Annotated in this window: 17 protein-coding genes; 6 read left to right on the top strand and 11 right to left on the bottom strand. The window is 68.7% G+C overall.

Annotation, left to right across the window (positions count from 1 at the left end; genetic code table 11):
* Positions 1-57: 57 nt before the first annotated feature.
* Complete coding sequence (locus NJD74_RS17265) at positions 58-582, bottom strand: nuclear transport factor 2 family protein (protein ID WP_319624664.1); 525 nt, start codon at positions 580-582, stop codon at positions 58-60.
* A gap of 3 nt (positions 583-585) precedes the next feature.
* On the bottom strand, positions 586-1,656 hold the full coding sequence (locus tag NJD74_RS17260; RefSeq protein ID WP_319624663.1) for an aldo/keto reductase: 1,071 nt from the start codon (positions 1,654-1,656) through the stop codon (positions 586-588).
* Positions 1,657-1,815: 159 nt separating this feature from the next.
* On the opposite strand from NJD74_RS17260, the gene NJD74_RS17255 reads away from it, so the two are divergent.
* Complete coding sequence (locus NJD74_RS17255; RefSeq protein WP_319624662.1) at positions 1,816-2,718, top strand: AraC family transcriptional regulator; 903 nt, start codon at positions 1,816-1,818, stop codon at positions 2,716-2,718.
* 271 nt (positions 2,719-2,989) lie between these two features.
* Here NJD74_RS17255 and NJD74_RS17250 read toward each other — a convergent pair whose 3' ends face one another.
* A complete protein-coding gene (locus NJD74_RS17250; protein WP_019185061.1) occupies positions 2,990-3,226 on the bottom strand; it encodes a hypothetical protein in 237 nt (78 codons plus the stop codon).
* A complete protein-coding gene (locus tag NJD74_RS17245; RefSeq protein WP_266084441.1) occupies positions 3,223-3,990 on the bottom strand; it encodes a YggS family pyridoxal phosphate-dependent enzyme in 768 nt (255 codons plus the stop codon). The genes NJD74_RS17250 and NJD74_RS17245 overlap by 4 nt, the downstream gene beginning before the upstream one ends.
* 88 nt (positions 3,991-4,078) lie before the next feature.
* On the opposite strand from NJD74_RS17245, the gene ptsJ reads away from it, so the two are divergent.
* Positions 4,079-5,407 carry a transcriptional regulator PtsJ gene (gene ptsJ, locus NJD74_RS17240; RefSeq protein ID WP_319624661.1) on the top strand — a complete coding sequence of 443 codons (1,329 nt, stop codon included), beginning with the start codon at positions 4,079-4,081 and terminating at the stop codon, positions 5,405-5,407.
* Here the strand turns inward: ptsJ and NJD74_RS17235 are convergent.
* The 6 genes from NJD74_RS17235 to NJD74_RS17210 all read right to left on the bottom strand — a co-directional run bounded on the left by NJD74_RS17235 (position 5,374) and on the right by NJD74_RS17210 (position 13,084).
* The gene (locus NJD74_RS17235) at positions 5,374-5,880 is read right to left on the bottom strand and encodes a hypothetical protein (RefSeq protein ID WP_019185064.1); all 507 of its coding nucleotides are present in this window, start codon (positions 5,878-5,880) and stop codon (positions 5,374-5,376) included. The genes ptsJ and NJD74_RS17235 overlap by 34 nt on opposite strands.
* A 110-nt stretch (positions 5,881-5,990) precedes the next feature.
* The gene (locus NJD74_RS17230; RefSeq protein WP_319624660.1) at positions 5,991-9,092 is read right to left on the bottom strand and encodes an error-prone DNA polymerase; all 3,102 of its coding nucleotides are present in this window, start codon (positions 9,090-9,092) and stop codon (positions 5,991-5,993) included.
* A complete protein-coding gene (locus tag NJD74_RS17225) occupies positions 9,089-10,504 on the bottom strand; it encodes a DNA polymerase Y family protein (RefSeq protein ID WP_102789599.1) in 1,416 nt (471 codons plus the stop codon). Before NJD74_RS17225 ends, NJD74_RS17230 begins: the two co-directional genes overlap by 4 nt.
* Before the next feature lie 9 nt (positions 10,505-10,513).
* Positions 10,514-11,131 (bottom strand): translesion DNA synthesis-associated protein ImuA, encoded by a 618-nt coding sequence (imuA, locus tag NJD74_RS17220; protein WP_070470800.1) that lies wholly within the window; start codon positions 11,129-11,131, stop codon positions 10,514-10,516.
* 256 nt (positions 11,132-11,387) lie between these two features.
* Positions 11,388-11,822, bottom strand: a complete 435-nt coding sequence (locus tag NJD74_RS17215) for a glyoxalase (protein ID WP_102789600.1) — start codon at positions 11,820-11,822, stop codon at positions 11,388-11,390.
* Positions 11,744-13,084 (bottom strand): MFS transporter, encoded by a 1,341-nt coding sequence (locus NJD74_RS17210; protein WP_319624659.1) that lies wholly within the window; start codon positions 13,082-13,084, stop codon positions 11,744-11,746. Before NJD74_RS17210 ends, NJD74_RS17215 begins: the two co-directional genes overlap by 79 nt.
* A gap of 75 nt (positions 13,085-13,159) precedes the next feature.
* Between NJD74_RS17210 and NJD74_RS17205 the strand changes: the two genes are divergently transcribed.
* Positions 13,160-13,603 carry a helix-turn-helix domain-containing protein gene (locus NJD74_RS17205; RefSeq protein WP_019185070.1) on the top strand — a complete coding sequence of 148 codons (444 nt, stop codon included), beginning with the start codon at positions 13,160-13,162 and terminating at the stop codon, positions 13,601-13,603.
* A 268-nt stretch (positions 13,604-13,871) separates the two neighbouring features.
* Positions 13,872-16,691 carry a glycoside hydrolase family 3 C-terminal domain-containing protein gene (locus tag NJD74_RS17200; protein WP_019185071.1) on the top strand — a complete coding sequence of 940 codons (2,820 nt, stop codon included), beginning with the start codon at positions 13,872-13,874 and terminating at the stop codon, positions 16,689-16,691.
* 38 nt (positions 16,692-16,729) lie between these two features.
* Here the strand turns inward: NJD74_RS17200 and NJD74_RS17195 are convergent, their stop codons facing one another.
* Positions 16,730-17,626, bottom strand: coding sequence for a LysR family transcriptional regulator (locus tag NJD74_RS17195; protein ID WP_070470794.1), 897 nt, complete (start codon positions 17,624-17,626; stop codon positions 16,730-16,732).
* A 106-nt stretch (positions 17,627-17,732) separates the two neighbouring features.
* On the opposite strand from NJD74_RS17195, the gene NJD74_RS17190 reads away from it, so the two are divergent.
* Positions 17,733-19,088 (top strand): MFS transporter, encoded by a 1,356-nt coding sequence (locus NJD74_RS17190; RefSeq protein ID WP_319624658.1) that lies wholly within the window; start codon positions 17,733-17,735, stop codon positions 19,086-19,088.
* Positions 19,085-19,480: a hypothetical protein gene (locus NJD74_RS17185; RefSeq protein ID WP_070470790.1), complete on the top strand. Its 396-nt coding sequence runs from the start codon at positions 19,085-19,087 to the stop codon at positions 19,478-19,480. Before NJD74_RS17190 ends, NJD74_RS17185 begins: the two co-directional genes overlap by 4 nt.
* The last annotated feature ends 28 nt before the right edge of the window (positions 19,481-19,508 follow it).

Here is a 19,508-nt window from a genome sequence, read left to right as displayed (position 1 = left end):
TGAATGCCCACGGTGGCCACCGCAGGTGACCGGCATAACGGCGAAAGTGCGGCGGCGTCAGGGTGCTTTCTTGCCAGGGATCCGGTGGAGGACATCTTCGTAAGGCACCAGGTCGAGGAAGGCCTGTACCTCGACCGCTGTGTCATCGCGCATGCGGAAAATCCAGACGTAGTCGTTGTGATACGGCTTGCCGTCCAGGGCTACCGCGTTGCCGGTCCAGTGGATGATCACATGCTCGCCGTCCGCCCAGATCTGTCGGGAGGTCGGGCGGACGGGCGTGCGTAGCCGGCTGACGAAGGGACGCACCGCGCGGGCGATGAAGTCCTCCCGCCCGCGGTAGGTGCCTGAGCTCGGGCTGGAGCCGGCGATCGTCCACACGACCTCGGGTGCGAGCACTTCGTCGAAGAACGCCGTACCACCGGCCGCCCAGCGATCGAAGGCGTCGGTCACCACCTGCTTGTTGTGCGTCGTGTGCGGCAGGGTGGCTTCAGCCGCCGCGGCGACCGGGATGACTGGCCCAACGGCGAGCGTGGCCACCGTGATGGCCATGGCGAGCATCCCGCCAAGGGGAGAGGATGCCATGGCTTACCTCCGCCCGCTGAGCGTGGCGGTGCCGAAGATCAACTGCTGGGCCATCGGCCGGCCGATGAAGCGGGCGGGGAAGATCGGTGCCGGTGCACTGGCCTCATCCAACCGGGCCAGATGCGCCTCGCTGAGGACGATCTCCAGCGCGCCGAGGTTGTCTTGGGCCTGCGCGACGGTACGGGCGCCGATGATCGGCGAGACCACGGCCGGATTGACCAGCGTCCAGGCAATGGCCACCTGCGAGCGCGTCACGCCCAGCTCCTCGGCCACCTCGCCCACTACCGTGGCAATCGCCAGCGAGCGTTCGTTGAGATGGCCGATCGACGCGATCACGCCCTTGCGACTGCTCGCCACGTCCGCACCGTTTTCGTCGGAGAGATCGGCGTGGCTGTACTTGCCGGTCAGGATGCCACCGCCGAGCGGGGACCAGGGCAGCACGCCCAGCCCCATGGCCTGGGCCATCGGCAGCAGTTCGTGCTCCACGGTGCGCTCGACCAGGCTGTACTCGATCTGCAGCGCGACCAACGGCGACCAGCCGCGCAGATCGGCCAGCGTCTGCAGTTCGGCCACGCGCCAGGCCGGGGTGTTGCAGATGCCCAGGTACTGCACCTTGCCCGCGCGGACGAGATCATCCAGCGCGCGCATCACTTCCTCCGGACCGGTGGTGAAGTCCCAGGCGTGCACGTACAGCAGGTCGATGCGGTCGGTATCAAGCTGGCGCAGGCTGGCTTCCACCGAGCGCACCAGGTTGTAGCGGTGGTTGCCCCCGGAATTGATGTTGGTGGCATCGCGCGCCATCGTGAACTTGGTGGCCAGCACCAGGCGGTCGCGCTGGGCCTTGGCGAAGCGGCCGAGGATGCGTTCGGATGCGCCATTGGTGTAGTTCACCGAGGTGTCGATGAAATTGCCGCCGCGGTCGACATAGGCATCGAAGATGCGCCGGGCTTCGGCGTCGTCCGCGCCCCAGCCCCAGTCGGCACCGAAGGTCATCGTGCCCAGCGACAGGGGCGAGACGCGCAGGCCGGAACGGCCGAGCAGGCGGTAGTGATCAAGTGAGGTGGGGGAGGTCATGCGGTTGTTCTCCGGGGTGGGCAGCGATTGCCTGCGTGGACGCCCAGTGTTCCGCCGCAGTGCCCGGAGCCGGTAGCACCGTCCTCCGGGAAACTTGCACGATCGTCCGAAGGCAAGGGAAGATGAGCGCCCGCGCAGGCGCGCGTCGGAGACCACGGCATGCCCTCGCTTGACCTGTTCCGTGATGCCATCGCCCGGCATGCCCCGCACGACGGCACCTTCGAGTGCCGGTTGCCCGGCGTGAAGCTGATCCGATGCAGCACGCCGACGCTGCCGATGCCGGTCATCTACGAGCCGACCGTCTGCTTCGTGGCCCAGGGCCGCAAGCGTGCGATGCTCGGCACCAGCATCTATTACTACGATCCCACCTGCTACCTGATGGCCTCGGTGGGGCTGCCGGTCATGGGCTCGGTGATCGAGGCAACGGCAGCGCAGCCGTATCTGAGCCTGCAGCTCGATCTGGACGCGGCGGTGCTGGGCGAGCTTGCGCTGCAGTACCCGCGGCCCGCTGCGGAGCACCGGGCAGCCGCGGGTCTGTCGCTCGGCGCGATGACGCCCGGGCTGCTGGATGCCACCACGCGCCTGGTCTGCTTGCTGGATTCACCGGAAGACGCCGGAGCACTGGGCCCGCTCGCATCGCGCGAGATCCTTTACCGGCTGCTGCGTGGCCCCGATGGCGGCGTGCTGCAGGCGATGACCCTCAACGACAGCCGGCAAGGACAGATTGCCCGCGCGATCCTGTGGATCCGCACGCACTTCCGGGAGGCCTGCCGGATCGAAGAGATCGCCGGGATCGCGGGCATGAGCCGTTCCAGTTTCCATGCGCACTTCAAGGCGGTCACGGCGATGAGTCCGCTGGATTTCAGGACGCAGCTGCGGATGCAGGAGGCGCGGCGACTAATGGTCAGTGATGGCCTGGATGCGGCCGAGGCCGGCTTCAACGTGGGCTATGAAAGCCCTTCTCAGTTCAGCCGGGACTACTCACGGCTGTTCGGCTTGCCCCCGGCGACCGATGCCCAGCGGCTGCGGTTCGCGGAGGGGAGGAGCTGCGGGACACCGTAGTGTGGCCGCACTCCCATGATGCCCGCGCCACTGCGGGCGGCCGCCGTCAGACCGGTGCGAAACCGCGGGTGGTCTTCTTTTCATTCTTTTCCGCCTTCTTTTCCTTGGCGGTCTTGGCAGGTTTCTTTTTCTGCTCTTTCTGTTGGTTCAGGCCTTTGGCCATGATGACGCTCTCCAGGTGGGTTGCAACGGGGCGAGCATGGCACATCCGGTGTCGGCCGGCGCATCGGCGTGCGATGGGCGCCCTGGAGTGAACCCGGGCTGCGGCCGTTCAGGGCGCAGGCATGTCCCGGTACACCGGCTCGCTGCTGAGCACCTTCAGTCCGTCCGGCCCACTGTGCAGCAGCCGTTGCTCCCCGATCGCCTGTTGCCACTGCAGACGGAAACCGTCCGCATCGGGGAGTCGGGCGGCCAGCGCGATGAGGTGCTCGCGGGCCTGCGGGCCCTCGCTGTCGAACTGGCCCCAGCGTTGATCGTGGCAATGGATGATCAAGCGATAGTGGCTCATGCCGGGCTCGGCCAGTAGAGGCTGTCCGGGGTGGAGCGCGCACCGAAGATGGCCTGGCCGACGCGCACGACGGTAGCCCCTTCTTCGATGGCGATCTCGACGTCGCCTGACATGCCCATGGAGAGTTCCTCCAGGCTGATGCCCGCCGGCAGCGTGGGGCGCAGCCGCTCGCGCAGGTCGCGCAGTCTCGCGAAGCACGGCCGTACCTGTTCCGGATCGGGCGAGAACACTGCCAGCGTCATCAACCCGCGTACGCGCAGGTTGGAGAAGGCCGGCAGCTGTTGCACGAAATCGGCGACCTCGATCGGGTCCAGGCCGTACTTGCTGTCCTCGCCGGAGGTGTTGACCTGCACGAACACGTCCAGCGTGCGCTGCTCCAGTTCCAGCCGCTGATCCAGTGCCTGTGCCACGCGCAGGCTGTCCAGCGCCTGGAACTCACTGGCGAAGCGCGCCACGTCGCGCGCCTTGTTGGTCTGCAGGTGGCCGATCACCGACCAGCGCAGGCCGGGCAGGTCGGCCATGGCCGCGGCCTTGCGCTGGGCTTCCTGTACCTTGTTCTCGCCGAGCTCATGGCAGCCGGCGTCCCACGCCATGCGCAGGCGGGCTTCATCGACGGTCTTGCTGACCGGCAGCAGCCGCACGCTGGCCGGATCGCGACCGGCCAGCGCGCAGGCGCGGGCGATGCGCTCGCGGACCGCCTGCAGGTTGTGGCGGATCTCGTCGACAGTGGTGGCCTGGGGCCAGGTGGGGGCAGCGATGGGCATGGGGAGCTCCGGAAGCGGGGACGGCTGCAAGGTGGCAGCGCACGTGCAACACTGTCCCGTGACGATGAACATATTGGCATAGGACAAAATGAAAATCACCGGCCAGACCGCCAGTGCGGTGTTCGAGAGCATCCGCCAGCAGATCCTCAGTGGCGCGCTGGTGCCCGGGCAGCTGCTGCCCCCGGTTCGCGATCTGGCGCTCGCACTGGGGATCAACCGCAACACGGTCGCATCGGCCTACAAGCGACTGGACGCGGCCGGTCTGGCCCAGACCCAGGGCCGGCGCGGCACCGTGGTCAGTGCACGGCCCAGCCCTGGGGCGCAGGAGGGCACGCAGGCGGGCTCGGCACTGCACGATCTGGCCAGTGGCAATCCGGATCCGCGCTGCCTGCCGGACCTGCGTGCGTTGTTGCCGGCGCGGCCGCCACGCCTGTACGGCGCAGCGACGATCGATCCGGTGCTGGCTGAACTGGCGCATCAGCAGCTGGCTTCGGATTGTCCGGCCGGCTATGCGCTGGAGCTGGCGCACGGTGCGGTCGATGCGATCGAACGTGTGCTGGCCTGCTGGTTGCTGTGCGGTGATCCCGTGGCGGTCGAGAACCCGTGTTTCCTCGGCAGCCTCAATACGATGCGTGCGGCCGGCTACGACGCTGTGGCGGTGGCGATCGACGACGAGGGCATGCAGGTCCAGGCGCTGGAACAGGCGCTGGCCGCCGGCGCGCGGGCGGTACTGCTGACCCCGCGTGCGCACAATCCCACCGGCGCCAGCCTCAGCCGGCGACGTGCGCGCGCGCTGCGCCAAGTGCTGGAGCGCTACCCGCAGGTGCTGGTGCTGGTCGATGACCATTTCGCATTGTTGTCCCGGCAGCCGTATCACGCGGTGATTCCGCCAACGACCCGGCGTTGGGCGTTGCTGCGCTCGCTGTCCAAGTCATTGGGGCCGGACCTGCGCCTGGCGTTGGTTGGCTGTGATGCCGAAACCGCAGCCCGGTTACGCCTGCGGATGGCACCGGGTACCGGTTGGGTCAGCCATCTGCTGCAGGACGCGGCGGCCGCGGCGCTGGGGTCTGGCCGGGTGGCAGCGCGGATGAAACGGGCCGGGGATGATTACGTGGCGCGCCGGGAGGTGTTGCGGCAGGCGCTGCGGGCCGAAGGCATCGCGGTGGGCGCGCAGATGGATGGGTTGAACCTGTGGCTGCCGCTGCAGCGTGACAGCCAGCCGCTGGTGATGGCCCTGGCCCAGCGCGGCTGGCAGGTACGCGGCGGCGAAGTGTTTTCGGTCCACACGCCGGTGCACGGGGTGCGGATCACCACCGCCACGCTGACCGCGACCGACGCAAGGCGCTTCGCCCGGGATCTGCGCGAGGCGCTGGCCGCTCGGGTTCAGGGGGCAGCGGCAGCGTTGGGGCTGACGTAGTGCGACTGTTCGTCCTCGTTGAGGAAGATCAGTTCCGGCTTGCCCTGCCAGGAGGTCAGCATAGCGCCGGTGCTGTTCTGGTGTTTGACCACCAGGGTCGCGCCCCGGTCCGGATTGGCGGTGACCTTGAACACTTCGGTGGTGCCGCTGGCATCGTCCAGGGTAAGGATGGCCTCGTCACCGACATCGGCGGTACCGTAGCCGCCGCGCTCGGAACCATCGGCGCCCAGCAGGATCAGGCCCGACAGCGGTGAGGCGCGCGGCCCCTGGGTGACCCCTTTGGTGAGTGGATCGGGCACCGGTGCGCCGAGGATCACCCGCGCCTGGCCGCTGGCATCGCGGATCACCAGGCCGCGTGCGGTGATGACACGCTCATCGGACTGGCTCTGGTGCAGGCGCAGCGCGGTCCAGCCGGAGACGGCCAGGGCAAGGCTGGAGACGACCAGCGTGGTAAGCGTCAGGGCGCGCGACATGGGTTCTCCGGATCCTTGGAAGGTTGCGACCATACCGGATAGGCCATTGACGGCACCAGTCGGAAAATTCTGGAATTACCACCAGACCGTGAACCCGGTCACGGGATGGCTCAGCGGAAATCGCGGCTGTGGGTACGCACCCCGTCGATCAGCGTATCGATGTTGTGCATCTGGCGGACGATCAGGTGCTGCACGCCGTCCACGCGTTCCAGGCGGCCATCGATCTGCATCATCCGGGCTTCGACCAGCACGCGGTGCTGCCGGTCGGCGATCTTGCGCCAGACCACCGCGTTGACCATGCCGCATTCGTCTTCCAGGGTGAGGAAGGTGACCCCGCTGGCGGTCTGCGGGCGCTGGCGCATGCGCACCAGCCCGGCAAAGCGCACGCTGCGCCCGTGTGGCAGCGCGGCCAGTTCATCGGAACGGTGGCAACGGCGCTGACGCAGCTGGCTGCGGATGAAGGAGACCATGTGCCGGCCCAGCGTGGTGCCGGTGGTGTTGTAGTCGGCCTGCATGTCCTGGAAGGCGCTGGGCAGCGGCAGTGGCACGGCGGCTTCGGTGGTGGCACGGGCGGTCTCGAACAGCGGCAGCGGCTTCTCCACGCCGGAGACTTCCCAGCGCGCGCGATGGCGATGGCCGCTCAAGCCCTTGAGTGCGCCGGCATCGGCCAGCAGGCCTTGATGGCGGCGGTCCAGCCGGGCGCGCTGGCTCAGGTCGGCGACGCTGTCGAAGGGGGCGCGGGTGCGTGCCTGCACCACGCCGGTGGCGACATCTTCGCTGAAGCCATCGATCAGGCGCAGCCCCAGCCGGATGCCGAACGGCCGGCCCGGCGAGGCGGGAGGCACCAGCGTGCAGTCCCATGTGCTGTAGCGCACATCCACCGGCAGCACCGGCACGCCATGGCGGCGCGCGTCCTGCAGGATCTGGTCCGGGGTGTAGAAGCCCAAGGGCTGGCTGTTGATCAGGCTGGCGGCAAACGCGGAAGGGTGGTGGCACTTGAGCCAGCAGCTGACATAGGTGATCAGCGCGAAGCTGGCCGCGTGGCTTTCCGGAAAGCCATAACTGCCGAAGCCCTTGATCTGGTCGAACAGGCGCTCGCCATAGTCGCGGCTGTAGCCGTTGGCGGCCATGCCGGCAAGCAGCTTGTCGCGGTGGGGTTCCAGCCCACCGTGGCGTTTCCACGCCGCCATCGAGCGGCGCAGTGCGTCGGCCTGCCCGGGGCTGAAGCCGGCGGCGGCGACGGCCAGCTGCATCACCTGTTCCTGGAACAGCGGCACGCCGAGGGTGCGCTTGAATACCTTCTCCAGGGCGGGCGGGTAGTCGATCTCTTCGATGCCTTCTTCCTTCAGCCGCTTCCGTCGATTCAGATACGGGTGAACCATGTCGCCCTGGATCGGGCCCGGGCGCACGATCGCCACTTCGATCACCAGATCGTAGAAACAGCGTGGCTGCATGCGCGGCAGCATCGCCATCTGCGCGCGCGACTCGATCTGGAACACGCCCAGGGTATCGGCGCGGCAGATCATGTCGTAGGTGGGCGCATCGCCCTGCGGAATCTTCGCCATGGTCATCCGCGGTCCGCCATGCGCTTCCAGCATCGCCAGGCATTTGCGTACCGCGGTGAGCATGCCCAGCGCCAGGCAGTCGACCTTCATCAGGCCGGTGACGTCCAGGTCGTCCTTGTCCCACTGGATCACGGTGCGGTTGTCCATGGCCGCGTTTTCCACCGGTACCATCGTGGACAAGGGGTGTTCGGAAATCACGAAACCGCCCGGGTGCTGGGACAGGTGGCGCGGGAAGTCGACCAGTTCACTGGTCAGCGCCACCACGCGTCGCATCAACGGGGTCTCCGGATCGAAGCCGCGTTCGCGCAATGCCTCGGGCAACGGCTCGTGGCTGCTCCAGCGGTCCAGGCAGGCGGCCAGTTCGTTGACCTGGTCCGGCGGCAGGCCCAGCACCCGCGCCACATCGCGCACCGCGCTGCGGCCACGGTAGCTGATCGCCACGGCGGTCAGTGCCGCACGCTCGCGGCCGTAGCGGTTGAACACGTACTGCAGCACTTCCTCGCGGCGTTCGTGTTCGAAATCGATGTCGATGTCCGGTGGCTCGTCGCGCTCGGCGGAGATGAACCGTTCGAACAGCAGCTCCATCTCACTGGGATCGATCTCGGTCACGCCCAGCACGTAGCACACCGAGGAATTGGCGGCCGAGCCGCGGCCCTGGCACAGGATCTGCTGGCCGCGCGCGAAGCGCACGATGTCGTGCACGGTCAGGAAATAGGACTCGTACTGCTTGGTATGGATCAGCGCCAGCTCGTGTTCGATCTGGTGGCGCTGCCGGGGCGTCTCGCCCGCTGGCCATCGCCATCGCATGCCTTCTTCCACCAGCACCCGCAGCCAGCTGGCCGGGTCGTGGCCGGCCGGCACCAGTTCGCGTGGGTAGGTGTACTGCAGTTGCTTGAGATCGAAGTGGCAGCGCTCGGCGATGCGCACGGTTTCGGCCAGCAGCTCGGGCGGGTAGAGCGTGGCCAGGGCCTGGCGGGTACGCAGGTGGCGCTCACCGTTGGGGAACAGGCGCCAGCCGGCTTCGCCGAGTGTGCAGTGGTGGCGGACCGCAGTGAGGGTGTCCTGCAGCGCGCGGCGGCGGCGCACATGCATGTGCACATCGCCGCTGGCCACCAGTGGAATGCCCAGGTCGCGACCGAAACGACGCAGCCGCTGCAGGCGCGCGCGGTCGTCGGCCTCGCGGTGCAGTTCAACCGCCAGCCACAGCCGCTGCGGGAAACAGGCCTGCAGCCACTGTGCATCCTCGATCCCGGGGCTGGGAACGACCCACAGGCACAACAGGCCCGCGTGCAGCTGTTCCATGTCGCTGCGCAGGCAGCGGTACTCGCCCTTGGGTGCACGCCTGCGGCAGGTGGTGATCAGCTGGCACAGCGCGGCGTAGCTGCCCTGATCGGTGCACAGCAGCACCAGTTTCGGGCCGTCTTCCAGTTGGAATTCAGCGCCGGTGATCAGGGGCAGTGCGTGCTTCTGCGCGGCCTGCCAGGCGCGCACGATGCCGGCCAGCGAGCACTCATCGGTGATCGCCAGCGCGCGGTAGCCCTGGCCCTTGGCACGCGCGAACAACTCCTCGGCGATGGACGCGCCACGCTGGAAACTGAAGGCCGACAGGCAATGCAGCTCGGCGTAGTCGGGCAGGGGCGCGCTCATGCGAACCAGCCGTGCAGCATGAACGGCCCGCTGCGTGCATCGGCGGCGGTATACGCCCACCCGCGTTGGCCCTGCGTGGTTTCCACCACGTAATAGTCGCGGCGGATGTCCCCGGCATCCCACCACCCCGATTCGATCCGTTCCGGTCCGGACAGGATGCGCAGGTGGGGATCCTGCAGCGCCTGCGGCTGGGCCAGCAACCAGCCCGGGCGCATCGGCAGCGGCGGCGGCGGTGCTTTGGGGGCGCCCTTGGCATCGCCGGTCGCGCGTTCGGGCCGATGGTCGGCGCGCAGCCCCAGCCCCTGCACGGCGTCATCGCCGAGCCGGGCACGCAGGCGTTCGCGCAACTGCTCCCACGGCATCGCCTGCTGCGGGCGCGGGTCGAACAGATCGCGTGCGGCCGGCACGAATGGCGGCAGCTGCTCGGCCTGCAGGCGCAGGCCACGGCTGCCGGCGGGCAACTGCAGATGATCGACGCGGTTGCGGGCCAGTTCGAACAGCATTGCCGGTTCGCGTTCGGGGGCGAGCAGGCCGATCGAGAGCCGTGTGTCGGGGTGGTTTTCGTGTTCGAACCACAGATCGAACTGCAGCACGCCGCCATCGCGCGAGCACAGGAACGCGGCCAGGTCGGCGGTCAGGCGCCGCAGCGGGAACAGCATCGCCTGGGTGGACTCGACCTCGTACTCGAACTCGATGCGCGCATCGAAGCGGTCCGGTGGCTGGAAATAGCGCAGCGGTGGCGTGCTGATACCGCGCAGTGCATCCAGATGCGCCAATACCTGCGGCGGGAAGCGCCGGGCCAGGCTCTCGCGCGGCAGGCCGAACGTGGCGCCCAGCGTGCGCAGGCCCGAGCGCGCGAGCACCGTGACCGCCTCGGCCGGCAACCCGCTGCGTTCGATCGGCACCTGGGCCAGGGCCGCGTCCAGCTGGGGTGCAGCCACGCCGAGCCGCCCATGCACGCGGGCCAGCACGCTGGCGGCATGCGGATTCGGTGCGGCCACCAGCCGATGCCGGAAACCCAGTTCGGTCAGGCCACGGGTGAGCCGCTGCTCGACCTTCGGCCAATCACCGAACAGCGCGCGGCTGGCCCGGATTTCCAGCGCCATCGCATGCGGGAAATCCAGGCTGACCTGTGAGCTGATGCCGTACAGCCAGCTGGCCAGCAGGTGGCGGGTGGCCTGCTCGGCGCGTGGGTCGTACTCCACGGTGAGCACGTCGCGGGTCAGCACCTGGGCGGCCGAGAGCAGCATGCCGCGGCGCAGCCCGCGCTGCCGGGCCGAGGGGCTGACCGCGTGCAGCACGCGCCGCTGCGCCGGGCCGGTGACCAGCACCAGCGGCGCGTCCGGATCGGGTTGCTGGCGCAGGGCGGCATCCAGCGCCAGGTGCGGCAGCAGCAGGCAGGCCCAATCCACGGCGGCGGCTCAATGGGCCACGGCCAGCGGCAGCGGCTGTACCGGTGCCAGCCCGCCACGGCACTTGAGCACCCGCACCTGGCCATCGTCGAGCTGCAGGCGCAGCGCGGCCGGGGAGGGATTGCGCGCATGCCGGGCATCGCGGAAGGAAAAGCCCAGGCACTGGCCGGTTTCAGCGGCCACCTGCAGCCGGCGCAGCGCGCGGTCATCGGCCTGCTGCGGCCAGCACAGCACTGCCGCGCAGGCAGCCGAGCGCAGGCATTGTTCGGCCGCCCACAACGCATCGCGCGGGCTGGCCTGGACCACCTGCACCTGGCTCAGTGCCAGCCCGGCGCGTGCCCAGGCCGGGGCATGCGGCAGGTGCGGCGGGGCGATCAGCACCACGGTCTGCTGTTGCTGGCTCAACCGCGCCAGGGTCGGCCAGACCAGCGCCAGCTCACCGACCCCGGGCGAGGCCAGCAGCACTTCCGACAGGGCCGAGGGCGGCCAGCCACCACCGGGCAGGCGGGCATCCAGTGCCGGGTGGCCGGTCGGGTGCGGCGCTACCTCGGGGAACGCCGTACGTGGCTGCCCCCGCCAGACCCGGCGGGTTTCCAGCAGCCGGTCCAGGGCCAGCACGGCGCCCATCAGCGGGCCTCCCGGCAGGGCTGGAGCAGGCGGAAACGGGCGGGAAACAAGGGCATGGCGGCGAGTATCGGCAGCACGCGTGTCAAAGGCTGAGACCGACAATCCTACCCGCAATTAGTAAAAATGCTAACGAATTCGACGGCCGGATTCCGAAGCGGTTGAGGGTGATGAATGCTTCAGCGAGAGCCTCCGCGCATGGCGTGGATCTACACGGGTTGGGGGCTGGGCGCCCTCTCGATGCACACCGAGCGGGGTGTTAGCGCCCCTGCGGATCAGGCCGGTGGTGCACGTACTCGACCACGGTGCCGTCCGGATGCACGGCGTTGAAGGCTGCGCCGGTCGGCACGACCTGCAGCGGGAAGATGATCTCCGCCCCGGCCGCCACCAGCCGCTCGTAGTACGGCTGCACGTCATCCACCAGCAGCGTGCCGGTGGTGGAAGTGAACGGGGCCAGCTTGTCCGGCGCGCCTTCGATCAGCAGGAACGCCCCGACCATCGCCAGGCGCAGGCCGGCCTCGGGGAACGGAAAGCCCGCATCGGCCACCACCCCCTGCAACTGCTCGTAGAACGCCACCCGCGCTTCCAGTTCGCCTGGGCCGACGAACACCCGGATCAGCACCCGCGGGCTGCGTTGCCGGGAGGTGTCGTTGCGGTCGCGCCAGAGTTGATCGAAGTGGCGGTGTGGGGGCATGCGGTCGCTCCGGGACGTGAGCGGTCATTATCGATCCGCGATCCACCGGGAACCGGGCTGGGCTCATGACCACCGGTGATGGTGTGATAACCCCGCATCGCCCACCACGCCAGCAGTGCCAGCAGCGAGACGGCAGCGCCGGCCATGCACACCCCGGGCCAGCCGAAGGCGGCATACAGCGCACTGCCGGCCAACGCGCCCAGCCCGCTGCCTGCCGCGTAGAACAGCATGTAAGCGGCGATCACCTGTGCCTGCGCGTGCGGTGCGGCGGCCAGGATCCGGCTCTGATTGGTGACGTGCAGCGCCTGCACGGCCAGATCGAGCAGCAGCACGCCCAGCACCAGCCAGCCCAGGTGATGGGACATCGCCGCGATCGGCGCCCAGCTCAGCAGCATCAGCCACAGGGCCCCGGTGGTGACCCGCCCGGCATGGCCCCGGTCACTCCAGTGCCCGCTGCGGGCCGCGGCCAACGCACCGAGCACGCCGACCAGCGCGAAAGCGCCGATGGCGGTGTGGCTGAGGGCATAGGGTGGCGCGCTGAGTGGCAGGCTCATGCTGCTCCAGAACACCCCGAACACGGTGAACAGCAGCAGGCCCAGCACGCCGCGCTGGCGCAGCACCGGCTGCTGCCGCAGCAGCGCGAACAAGCCGGTCCGCGCGTCGTGTGCGGCCGACACAGGCAATCGCGGCAGCCGTGCCCACAACAGGGTGCCGGTCACGATCATCAGCACTGCCGAGAGCAGGTACACCGCGCGCCAACCGCCCAGATCGGCCACCGCCCCGGCCACCACCCGTGCCAGCAGCAACCCGACCACCACGCCTGCCTGTGCGGCGCCGACCACCCGGCCACGCTCGTGCTCGCCCGCCGCGGCGGCGGCGTAGGCAATCAGCCCCTGGGTCATCGCGGTGCCGAGCAGGCCCACCGCCAGCATCCCCAGCAGCAGGCTCCAGGCCTGCGTGGCCAGCGCGACGGCCAGCAGCGCCAGCACCAGGCCGCCGGTCTGGACCGCCATCAGGCGGCGGCGGTCCATGCGGTCGCCCAGCGGTACGATCCATAACAAGGCGGCGACCGAACCGAGTTGGGTCGCCGCGATCACCGTGCCGATGCGGCCGGTGCTGATCTGCAGGTCGGCAGCCAGAGCGTCCAGCAGGGGCTGGGCGTAATAGACATTGGCCACGCTCAGGCCGGCCGCGCAGGCGAACAGCATCAGCAGGGACGAGGGGAGCGGGGAGGGGGAAGTGCCGGATGCGCTGGTCGCCATCATTAGGTCTCAAAATAGAACCAGTTGATTCTGCAGGATGTGGTTCTAAAATGAAACTATGAGCGGAGAATCCTGATGGCCACCGAGTCGATGACACCCTGCCCGGTCGGGCGCGCGCTGGACCTGGTCGGCGACCGCTGGTCGCTGCTGATCGTGCGCGAGGCGTTCGATGGAGTAGGGCGCTTCAGTGATTTCCAGCGCCGCCTCGGGATGTCGCGCAGCATGCTCAGCCAGCGCCTGCAGGCCTTGCTGGAGGCCGATGTGCTGACGCAGCAGCCGCTGGAGGAGGGGCGCAGTTACCAGCAATACGTGCTCACCGAACGCGGCCGCGCGCTATTCCCGCTGGTGGTGGCGCTGCGGCAGTGGGGCGAGGCCTTCCTGTTCGCGCCGGGCGAGCCGCGCTCGGTGCTGCAGGCCGACAGCGATGGCCTGCCCTTGGCGCTGATGCAGCCGCGTGACCAGCATGGGCAGGTGGTGGCGGCTGCCGACACCCAGCTGATCAAGCCGCCGTCGCCCTGATTCGGGCCGGGTTTCGCTGTCTCAAATGTAAGCATCCTGTTGACAGGCATGAACACGCTCGGACACTCTTCCGGGGTGAGGTGCCGGCAAGGGCCTCCCGGGTGGTGCGGCTGTCACGACGGGCGGAGGGGCCTGGACGTAGCCGTCATCGCCTTGCGTTGTAAACGGTTCCGCGCCCCTGCGCGTGGTTCCCGCCGATATGGCGCTGCACCCTTCTGCGGCAAGACTCCCTGGATTTATTGCGCAAGCAAAGGTGTTTCGTCCGCTCATGAAAACGATTTCAAAGCCCCTGGCCCTGACGGCCGCCATCGCGCTCTCGCTGAGCGCTTCTGCCTGGGCCGCTGCCCCGGCCGCCACCACCGACGCGTTCACCGTATTGACCCTGGAACAGACCCCGGGTGAGCTGGATGCGGCCGTGGTCGCCGCACAGCTGGAACAGCTGCAGGTCGATGCCGTGACGGTGCGCAACGTGGAGCGCCGCGCCGACCGCGTGGATCCGCTGCAGGGTCTGGCCGATGCGCTGGGCTATCACTATCGTTTCGTGACCGCCGATCCGGCCGCCGCGCAGCAGACCGGCAGCGTCGTGCTGACCCGCCTGCCGATCGAGGCCGAGTCGGGCACCGAACAGCCGTCGCTGAATTACCTGCGCCTCAACGATGGCCGCCATGTGGTCGCGCTGTACACCAGTGCCGCCGATGCCGCCGCGCTGCCGCCGCTGGTCACCGGCTCGCGCCTGGGCGCACCGGCCGTGCTGCTGGGCGCGGTGAGTGCCGATGCGGCCACCACCGCCGGCTTCGATCCGTCGCGTGTCGCGCTGGAAGCCAACGAAAGCTACTTCAGCGATGGCTTCCAGTCGGCTACCTCGGCCGCCATCAAGCTGCGCACCCATGACGGAAAGAAGGGCACCACCGCGGCTACGCTGCTGACCCTGGGCTACACCGCGCCGGTCGGTGGCGATACGCCATGGATGGACACCGGCCTGAACGCCGATGCCCGTGCCAAGGCACTGGTCGCGCAGATGACCGTGGACGAGAAGTTCCAGATGCTGCACAGCTACTTCGGGCTGGGCAAGGACGGCGGCCCGCTGCCCGAAGGTGCGGTTGGTTCGGCCGGCTTCGTGCCGGGCGTGCCGCGCCTGGGCATTCCGGCGCAGCAGTCGGCCGATGCCGGCGTCGGCGTGACCAACCCGGGTGGCCTGCGCAAGGGTGACCATGCCACGGCGATGCCGTCGGGCCCGTCCACCGCATCGAGCTGGAACCCGGACATCGCCTTCGCCGGCGGTGCCACCATGGGTCGCGAAGCCTGGCAGCAGCGCTTCAATATCCTGCTGGCCGGCAGCGTCAACCTGCAGCGCGACCCGCGCAACGGCCGCAACTTCGAATACGCCGGTGAAGATCCGCTGCTGGCCGGCGTGCTGGTCGGCGAGTCGATCCGCGGCGTGCAGAGCCAGCACGTGATCTCCACGATGAAGCACTTCGCGCTGAACGACATGGAGACCTCGCGCAATTTCCACAGCGCCGAGATCGGCGAGCAGGCGATGCGCGAATCGGACCTGCTGGCGTTTGAAATCGCCATGGACATCGGCAAGCCGGGTTCGGCGATGTGCTCGTACAACCGCATCAACGGCACCTACGGCTGCGAACACGATTACCTCATGAACGAGGTGCTCAAGCAGGAATGGAAGTTCCCCGGTTTCGTGATGTCCGACTGGGGCGGCGTGCACAGCGGCTCCAAGGCGGCGCTGGCCGGCCTGGACCAGCAGTCGGCCGGTGAAGTGTTCGACAAGGCGGTCTACTTCGATGAGCCGCTGCGCCTGGCCGTGGCCGGTGGCGTCGTGCCGCAGGCGCGCCTGGACGACATGGTCGGCCGCATCCTGCGCACCATGTTCGCGCACGGCAACTTCGACCTGCCGCCGGTGCACGAGCCGATCGATGACGAGGCCGGCTTCCTGGCCGCGCAGCGCACCGTCGAAGAAGGCAGCGTGCTGCTGCGCAATGCCGATGACCTGCTGCCGCTGGGCAAGGACGTGCAGCGCATCGTCATCATCGGTGGGCATGCCGACAAGGGCGTGATCGGCGGTGGTGGTTCCTCGATGGTGGGCTGGACCGCCCGCGGCACCAATGCGGTGCCGGGCGTGATGCCGACCACCTGGCCGGGCCCGGTGATCTTCCACCCGTCCTCGCCGCTGGAAGCGCTGCGCGCCGAGCGTCCGGATGCCCGCATCGATTACGTGGATGGCCGCGATGTCGCGGCCGCCGCGCGCGCTGCCGCTGCGGCCGATGTCGCCATCGTGTTCGCCACCCAGTGGTCGGCCGAGTCGGTCGATCTGCCGCACATGCAGTTGCCGGACAACCAGGACGCGCTGATCGCCGGGGTGGCCAAGGCCAACCCGAAGACGGTGGTGGTGCTGGAAACCAATGGCCCGGTCGAGCTGCCGTGGCTGCAGCAGGTGCCGGCCATCCTGCAGGCCTGGTATCCGGGTATCCGCGGTGGTGAAGGCATCGCCGCGCTGCTGACCGGCAAGGTCAATCCGTCCGGCCGCCTCCCGGTGACCTGGCCGGTGGATGTCAGTCAGCTGCCGCGCCCGCACGTCAACGGCCTGGGCTTCAACCCGAAGAACAAGCCGGATGACACCATCGACTACGACATCGAAGGCGCCAACGTCGGCTACAAGTGGTTTGCCGCCAAGGGCCTGACCCCGCAGTACGCGTTCGGCCATGGCCTGTCCTACACCAGCTTCGGCTACGACAACCTGACGGTGGTGGTGGAAGGCCAGCGCGTGGTCGCCAGCGTGGATGTGCGCAACACCGGCAAGGTCGCCGGTGCGGATGTGCCGCAGCTGTACCTGCAGCTGCCGCAGGGCAGCACCACCCCGATCCGCCTGATCGGCTTCCAGAAGGTGACGCTGCAGCCGGGCGAAAGCCGCCGGATCCGCATCGAAGCCGAGCCGAAGACGCTGGCCAGCTTCGACACCGCCGACAAGCAGTGGAAGATCGCCGGTGGGCAGTACGAAGTGCAGCTCTCGCGCGCGGCCAATGCACCGGTGCAGCGCGTGCCGCTGGAGCTGGCCGGGCAGGTGGTCCGCTGAACTGACGGGCAGGGCACGACCGTGGGTCGTGCCTCCGGTCACCCCGGCAGGTGCTCGCGCAGGTGCGCCAGCAGCAGCCGGACCCGGCGCGAGGGCTGGGCGGTGTTGGGAAACACCGCATACACTCCCTGGCGCGGGAAGCAATGACGGCGCAGGATCGGCAGCAGCCGGCCCTGCGCCAGATCGTCATCGATCAACCACTGCGGCAACACGGTCGCGCCGGCCCCGGCCAGCGCGAACGCCCGCAGGGTGGAGGCGTTATCAACCGTGACCACCGCATGGGCGGGGTTGCAGGCAAACAGCTGGTCGCTGCCATCGGGCGCCACCAGTGGGAGATCCGCCAGGCGCGGATAGCCCAGCCTTGGCAGCGTGCGGACCCAGTCCGGATCATCGCGCGCGGCCTCATCGGGCAGCGTGGCCAACAACGACGGTGAGGCGACCGCGCATAGCGCGTGTTCGTCCAGCAGGGTCGCGCGCAATTGCGAGTCCTGCAGGCGGCCCAGGCGGATCGCGAGATCGAACCGCTCGGGAATCAGGTCCGCCGGTGCCGGGGAGGTCGAAAGATGCAGGCGCAGCTCGGGATGCAGGGCACGGAACGACTCCAGCACCGGCACGACCCGGGCGATCGCATATTCCGGTGTGGTGGTCAGGCGCAGCGTGCCGCGCAGCTGCAGCTGTTCGCTGCGTGCTTCCTCGATGGCGAGCTCGGCGGTGGCCAGCAGCGCCGTGCAGTGCTGGTAGAAACGCTCGCCGGCTTCGGTCAACGCCAGGCTGCGGGTATTGCGCACCAGCAGGGTTACACCGAGTTCCTGTTCCAGCCGCTTGAGGTTGAAGCTCACCACCGCGCGGCTCTGGCCCAGGCGTTGCGCGGCAGCGGTCAGGCTGCCGGCATCGACAATCGTCTTGAAGGTCTCGAAGCGGTCCAGACTGACCATGGCGGCACGCTGACTGTCAAAAATGGTTTGACAGTCTTGCATCCGCTTGCCCGTATATCCAGCCGGCCGCAACGCGCATGCTGCCGCCTCGCAATCGGAGCGCGTCATGACATACCGGGCCAGGGTGGAAACGCTGTACCTGCTGGGATTCTCGCTGGACCTGGTGAACATGTTCATCGGGACCGTCGCGTATCCGGCCATCGCCAACGACCTGCACGCGTCCGTGCCGCAGCTGGCGTGGATCGGCAATGCCTACATGCTCGGGCTGTCCCTGGTCATTCCGCTGGGCAGCTGGTTGGCGGCGCGCCTGGGCGAACGCCGGGTGCTGTGCCTCTCGCTGGCCCTGTTTACCGTGGGCGCCGTGCTGGCAGGCACCGCGCCGAGCATCGAGTGGCTGATCGCGTGGCGCCTGCTGCAGGGGCTGGGCGGTGGGCTGTTGATTCCGGTGGGGCAGGCGATGGCCTACCGCGAATGCCCGCCGGCCGACCGCGCGCGTCTGACCGCCCGCATCATGGCGGTGGCACTGCTGGTGCCGGCGCTGTCACCCACACTGGGCGGCCTGCTGGTGGAGTGGGGCTCATGGCGCGGCGTGTTGCTGGTCAGTGTGCCGCTGGCCATGGTGGCCTTGGCGCTGGCGGCGTGGTGGGTGCGTCCGCGTGAGCCGGTGGTCGTACCTGCGCTGGACGGTCGCGGGCTGCTGTTGGGCTCACTGGGCCTGAGCGTGTTGCTGGTTACGCTGAGCCTGTTGGCAGAGCCGGGGCAGCGGATGCTCGGCGCGGGCCTGCTCGTGGTCGCCATCCTGGTGCTGGCGTTGTATGCCCGCAGTGCGCGCCGTACCGATCACCCGGTCCTGCAATGGTCGCTGCTGCGGCATGCATCGCTGCGGCTGGCGATGCTGATCTATCTGCTGGTACCCGGGACCTTCATCGGCACCCAGCTGGTGGCCACGCTGCTGCTGTATCGCCAGGGCTACGGCGCCGCGGCCATCGGTGGCTTCATGCTGCCGTGGGCGATCGCCTCGGCCTGCGCCATCGCCACCACACAGCACTGGCTGCCCCGCATCGGGGCGCGCCCACTGTTGAGCGCCGGCATGGGATGCCAGGCGCTCGGGATCGTGCTGCTGATCGGCGTGCAGGCCACTCACCCATGGCTGCCGGTACTGGCCTTCGCGCTGATGGGGCTGGGCGGGAGCCTGTGCAGCAGCAGCGCGCAGACGCTCGCGTTCCAGAGGCTGGCGGACGAAGAGCTGCTGCCGGGTAGTGCGCTGTGGAATCTCAACCGCCAACTCAGCTTCTGTCTGGCCGCCGCGCTGTTGGCCTGTGTGCTGGCGGTGCTGTCCTCCGTGCTGCCAGCGCATGCGTTCCCGCTCACCCTGATGCTGGCGGCGGGCATGAGCCTGCTGCCGATGCTTCTGCTATGGCGCCTGCCGGCGTCTTCCCTTGCCTTGAGAGCCTCCCCATGAATGACACGCTTGCCTTCAACGAGATCCATGACCTGCATGTGCTGATCGAAGACTGGTTCACCGGCCGCTCGCCTGTGGCTGCGCTGGGCACACTGCTGGCCCGCTTCAGCGAGGACTTCAGCATGGTCGGGATCCGTGGCGTCCGCCTGGACAAGCCCGCGCTCGCCGACCTCTTCGCCTCCGCCCATGGCAGCCGGCCCGGGCTCCAGATCACGGTCGATGCAATGCAGTACCTGCCGCTCGCGCCCGCCGCCTGCGCGGTGCGCTATCGCGAGGATCAGATCGGCGCGGATGGCACCGGCCATCGACGTGAGGCCTTGGTGGTTCTCGTGAGCCGCCCGGACGGCACGCTGCGCTGGCAGGCTTTGCATGAAACGGTGGTTGGCAGCTGAATGCGGGCAAAGACACGGCGCCGGGCCG

The organism is Stenotrophomonas sp. RG-453 (genome assembly GCF_033843685.1).
Classification (GTDB): domain Bacteria; phylum Pseudomonadota; class Gammaproteobacteria; order Xanthomonadales; family Xanthomonadaceae; genus Stenotrophomonas; species Stenotrophomonas bentonitica_A.
This window is presented reverse-complemented; position numbering and strand designations above follow the sequence as displayed.

What these genes read in the sequence shown, in the direction of transcription:
- NJD74_RS17260 (WP_319624663.1), bottom strand. Translation starts at nt 1,656, where the DNA reads ATGACCTCCCCCACCTCACTTGATCACTACCGCCTGCTCGGCCGTTCC.
- NJD74_RS17235 (WP_019185064.1), bottom strand. Translation starts at nt 5,880, where the DNA reads ATGTCGCGCGCCCTGACGCTTACCACGCTGGTCGTCTCCAGCCTTGCC.
- imuA (WP_070470800.1), bottom strand. Translation starts at nt 11,131, where the DNA reads ATGGGCGCCGTGCTGGCCCTGGACCGGCTGCTGGAAACCCGCCGGGTC.
- NJD74_RS17250 (WP_019185061.1), bottom strand. Translation starts at nt 3,226, where the DNA reads ATGAGCCACTATCGCTTGATCATCCATTGCCACGATCAACGCTGGGGC.
- ptsJ (WP_319624661.1), top strand. Translation starts at nt 4,079, where the DNA reads ATGAAAATCACCGGCCAGACCGCCAGTGCGGTGTTCGAGAGCATCCGC.
- NJD74_RS17200 (WP_019185071.1), top strand. Translation starts at nt 13,872, where the DNA reads ATGAAAACGATTTCAAAGCCCCTGGCCCTGACGGCCGCCATCGCGCTC.
- NJD74_RS17205 (WP_019185070.1), top strand. Translation starts at nt 13,160, where the DNA reads ATGGCCACCGAGTCGATGACACCCTGCCCGGTCGGGCGCGCGCTGGAC.
- NJD74_RS17265 (WP_319624664.1), bottom strand. Translation starts at nt 582, where the DNA reads ATGGCATCCTCTCCCCTTGGCGGGATGCTCGCCATGGCCATCACGGTG.
- NJD74_RS17195 (WP_070470794.1), bottom strand. Translation starts at nt 17,626, where the DNA reads ATGGTCAGTCTGGACCGCTTCGAGACCTTCAAGACGATTGTCGATGCC.
- NJD74_RS17185 (WP_070470790.1), top strand. Translation starts at nt 19,085, where the DNA reads ATGAATGACACGCTTGCCTTCAACGAGATCCATGACCTGCATGTGCTG.
- NJD74_RS17190 (WP_319624658.1), top strand. Translation starts at nt 17,733, where the DNA reads ATGACATACCGGGCCAGGGTGGAAACGCTGTACCTGCTGGGATTCTCG.
- NJD74_RS17255 (WP_319624662.1), top strand. Translation starts at nt 1,816, where the DNA reads ATGCCCTCGCTTGACCTGTTCCGTGATGCCATCGCCCGGCATGCCCCG.
- NJD74_RS17210 (WP_319624659.1), bottom strand. Translation starts at nt 13,084, where the DNA reads ATGGCGACCAGCGCATCCGGCACTTCCCCCTCCCCGCTCCCCTCGTCC.
- NJD74_RS17245 (WP_266084441.1), bottom strand. Translation starts at nt 3,990, where the DNA reads ATGCCCATCGCTGCCCCCACCTGGCCCCAGGCCACCACTGTCGACGAG.
- NJD74_RS17230 (WP_319624660.1), bottom strand. Translation starts at nt 9,092, where the DNA reads ATGAGCGCGCCCCTGCCCGACTACGCCGAGCTGCATTGCCTGTCGGCC.
- NJD74_RS17215 (WP_102789600.1), bottom strand. Translation starts at nt 11,822, where the DNA reads ATGCCCCCACACCGCCACTTCGATCAACTCTGGCGCGACCGCAACGAC.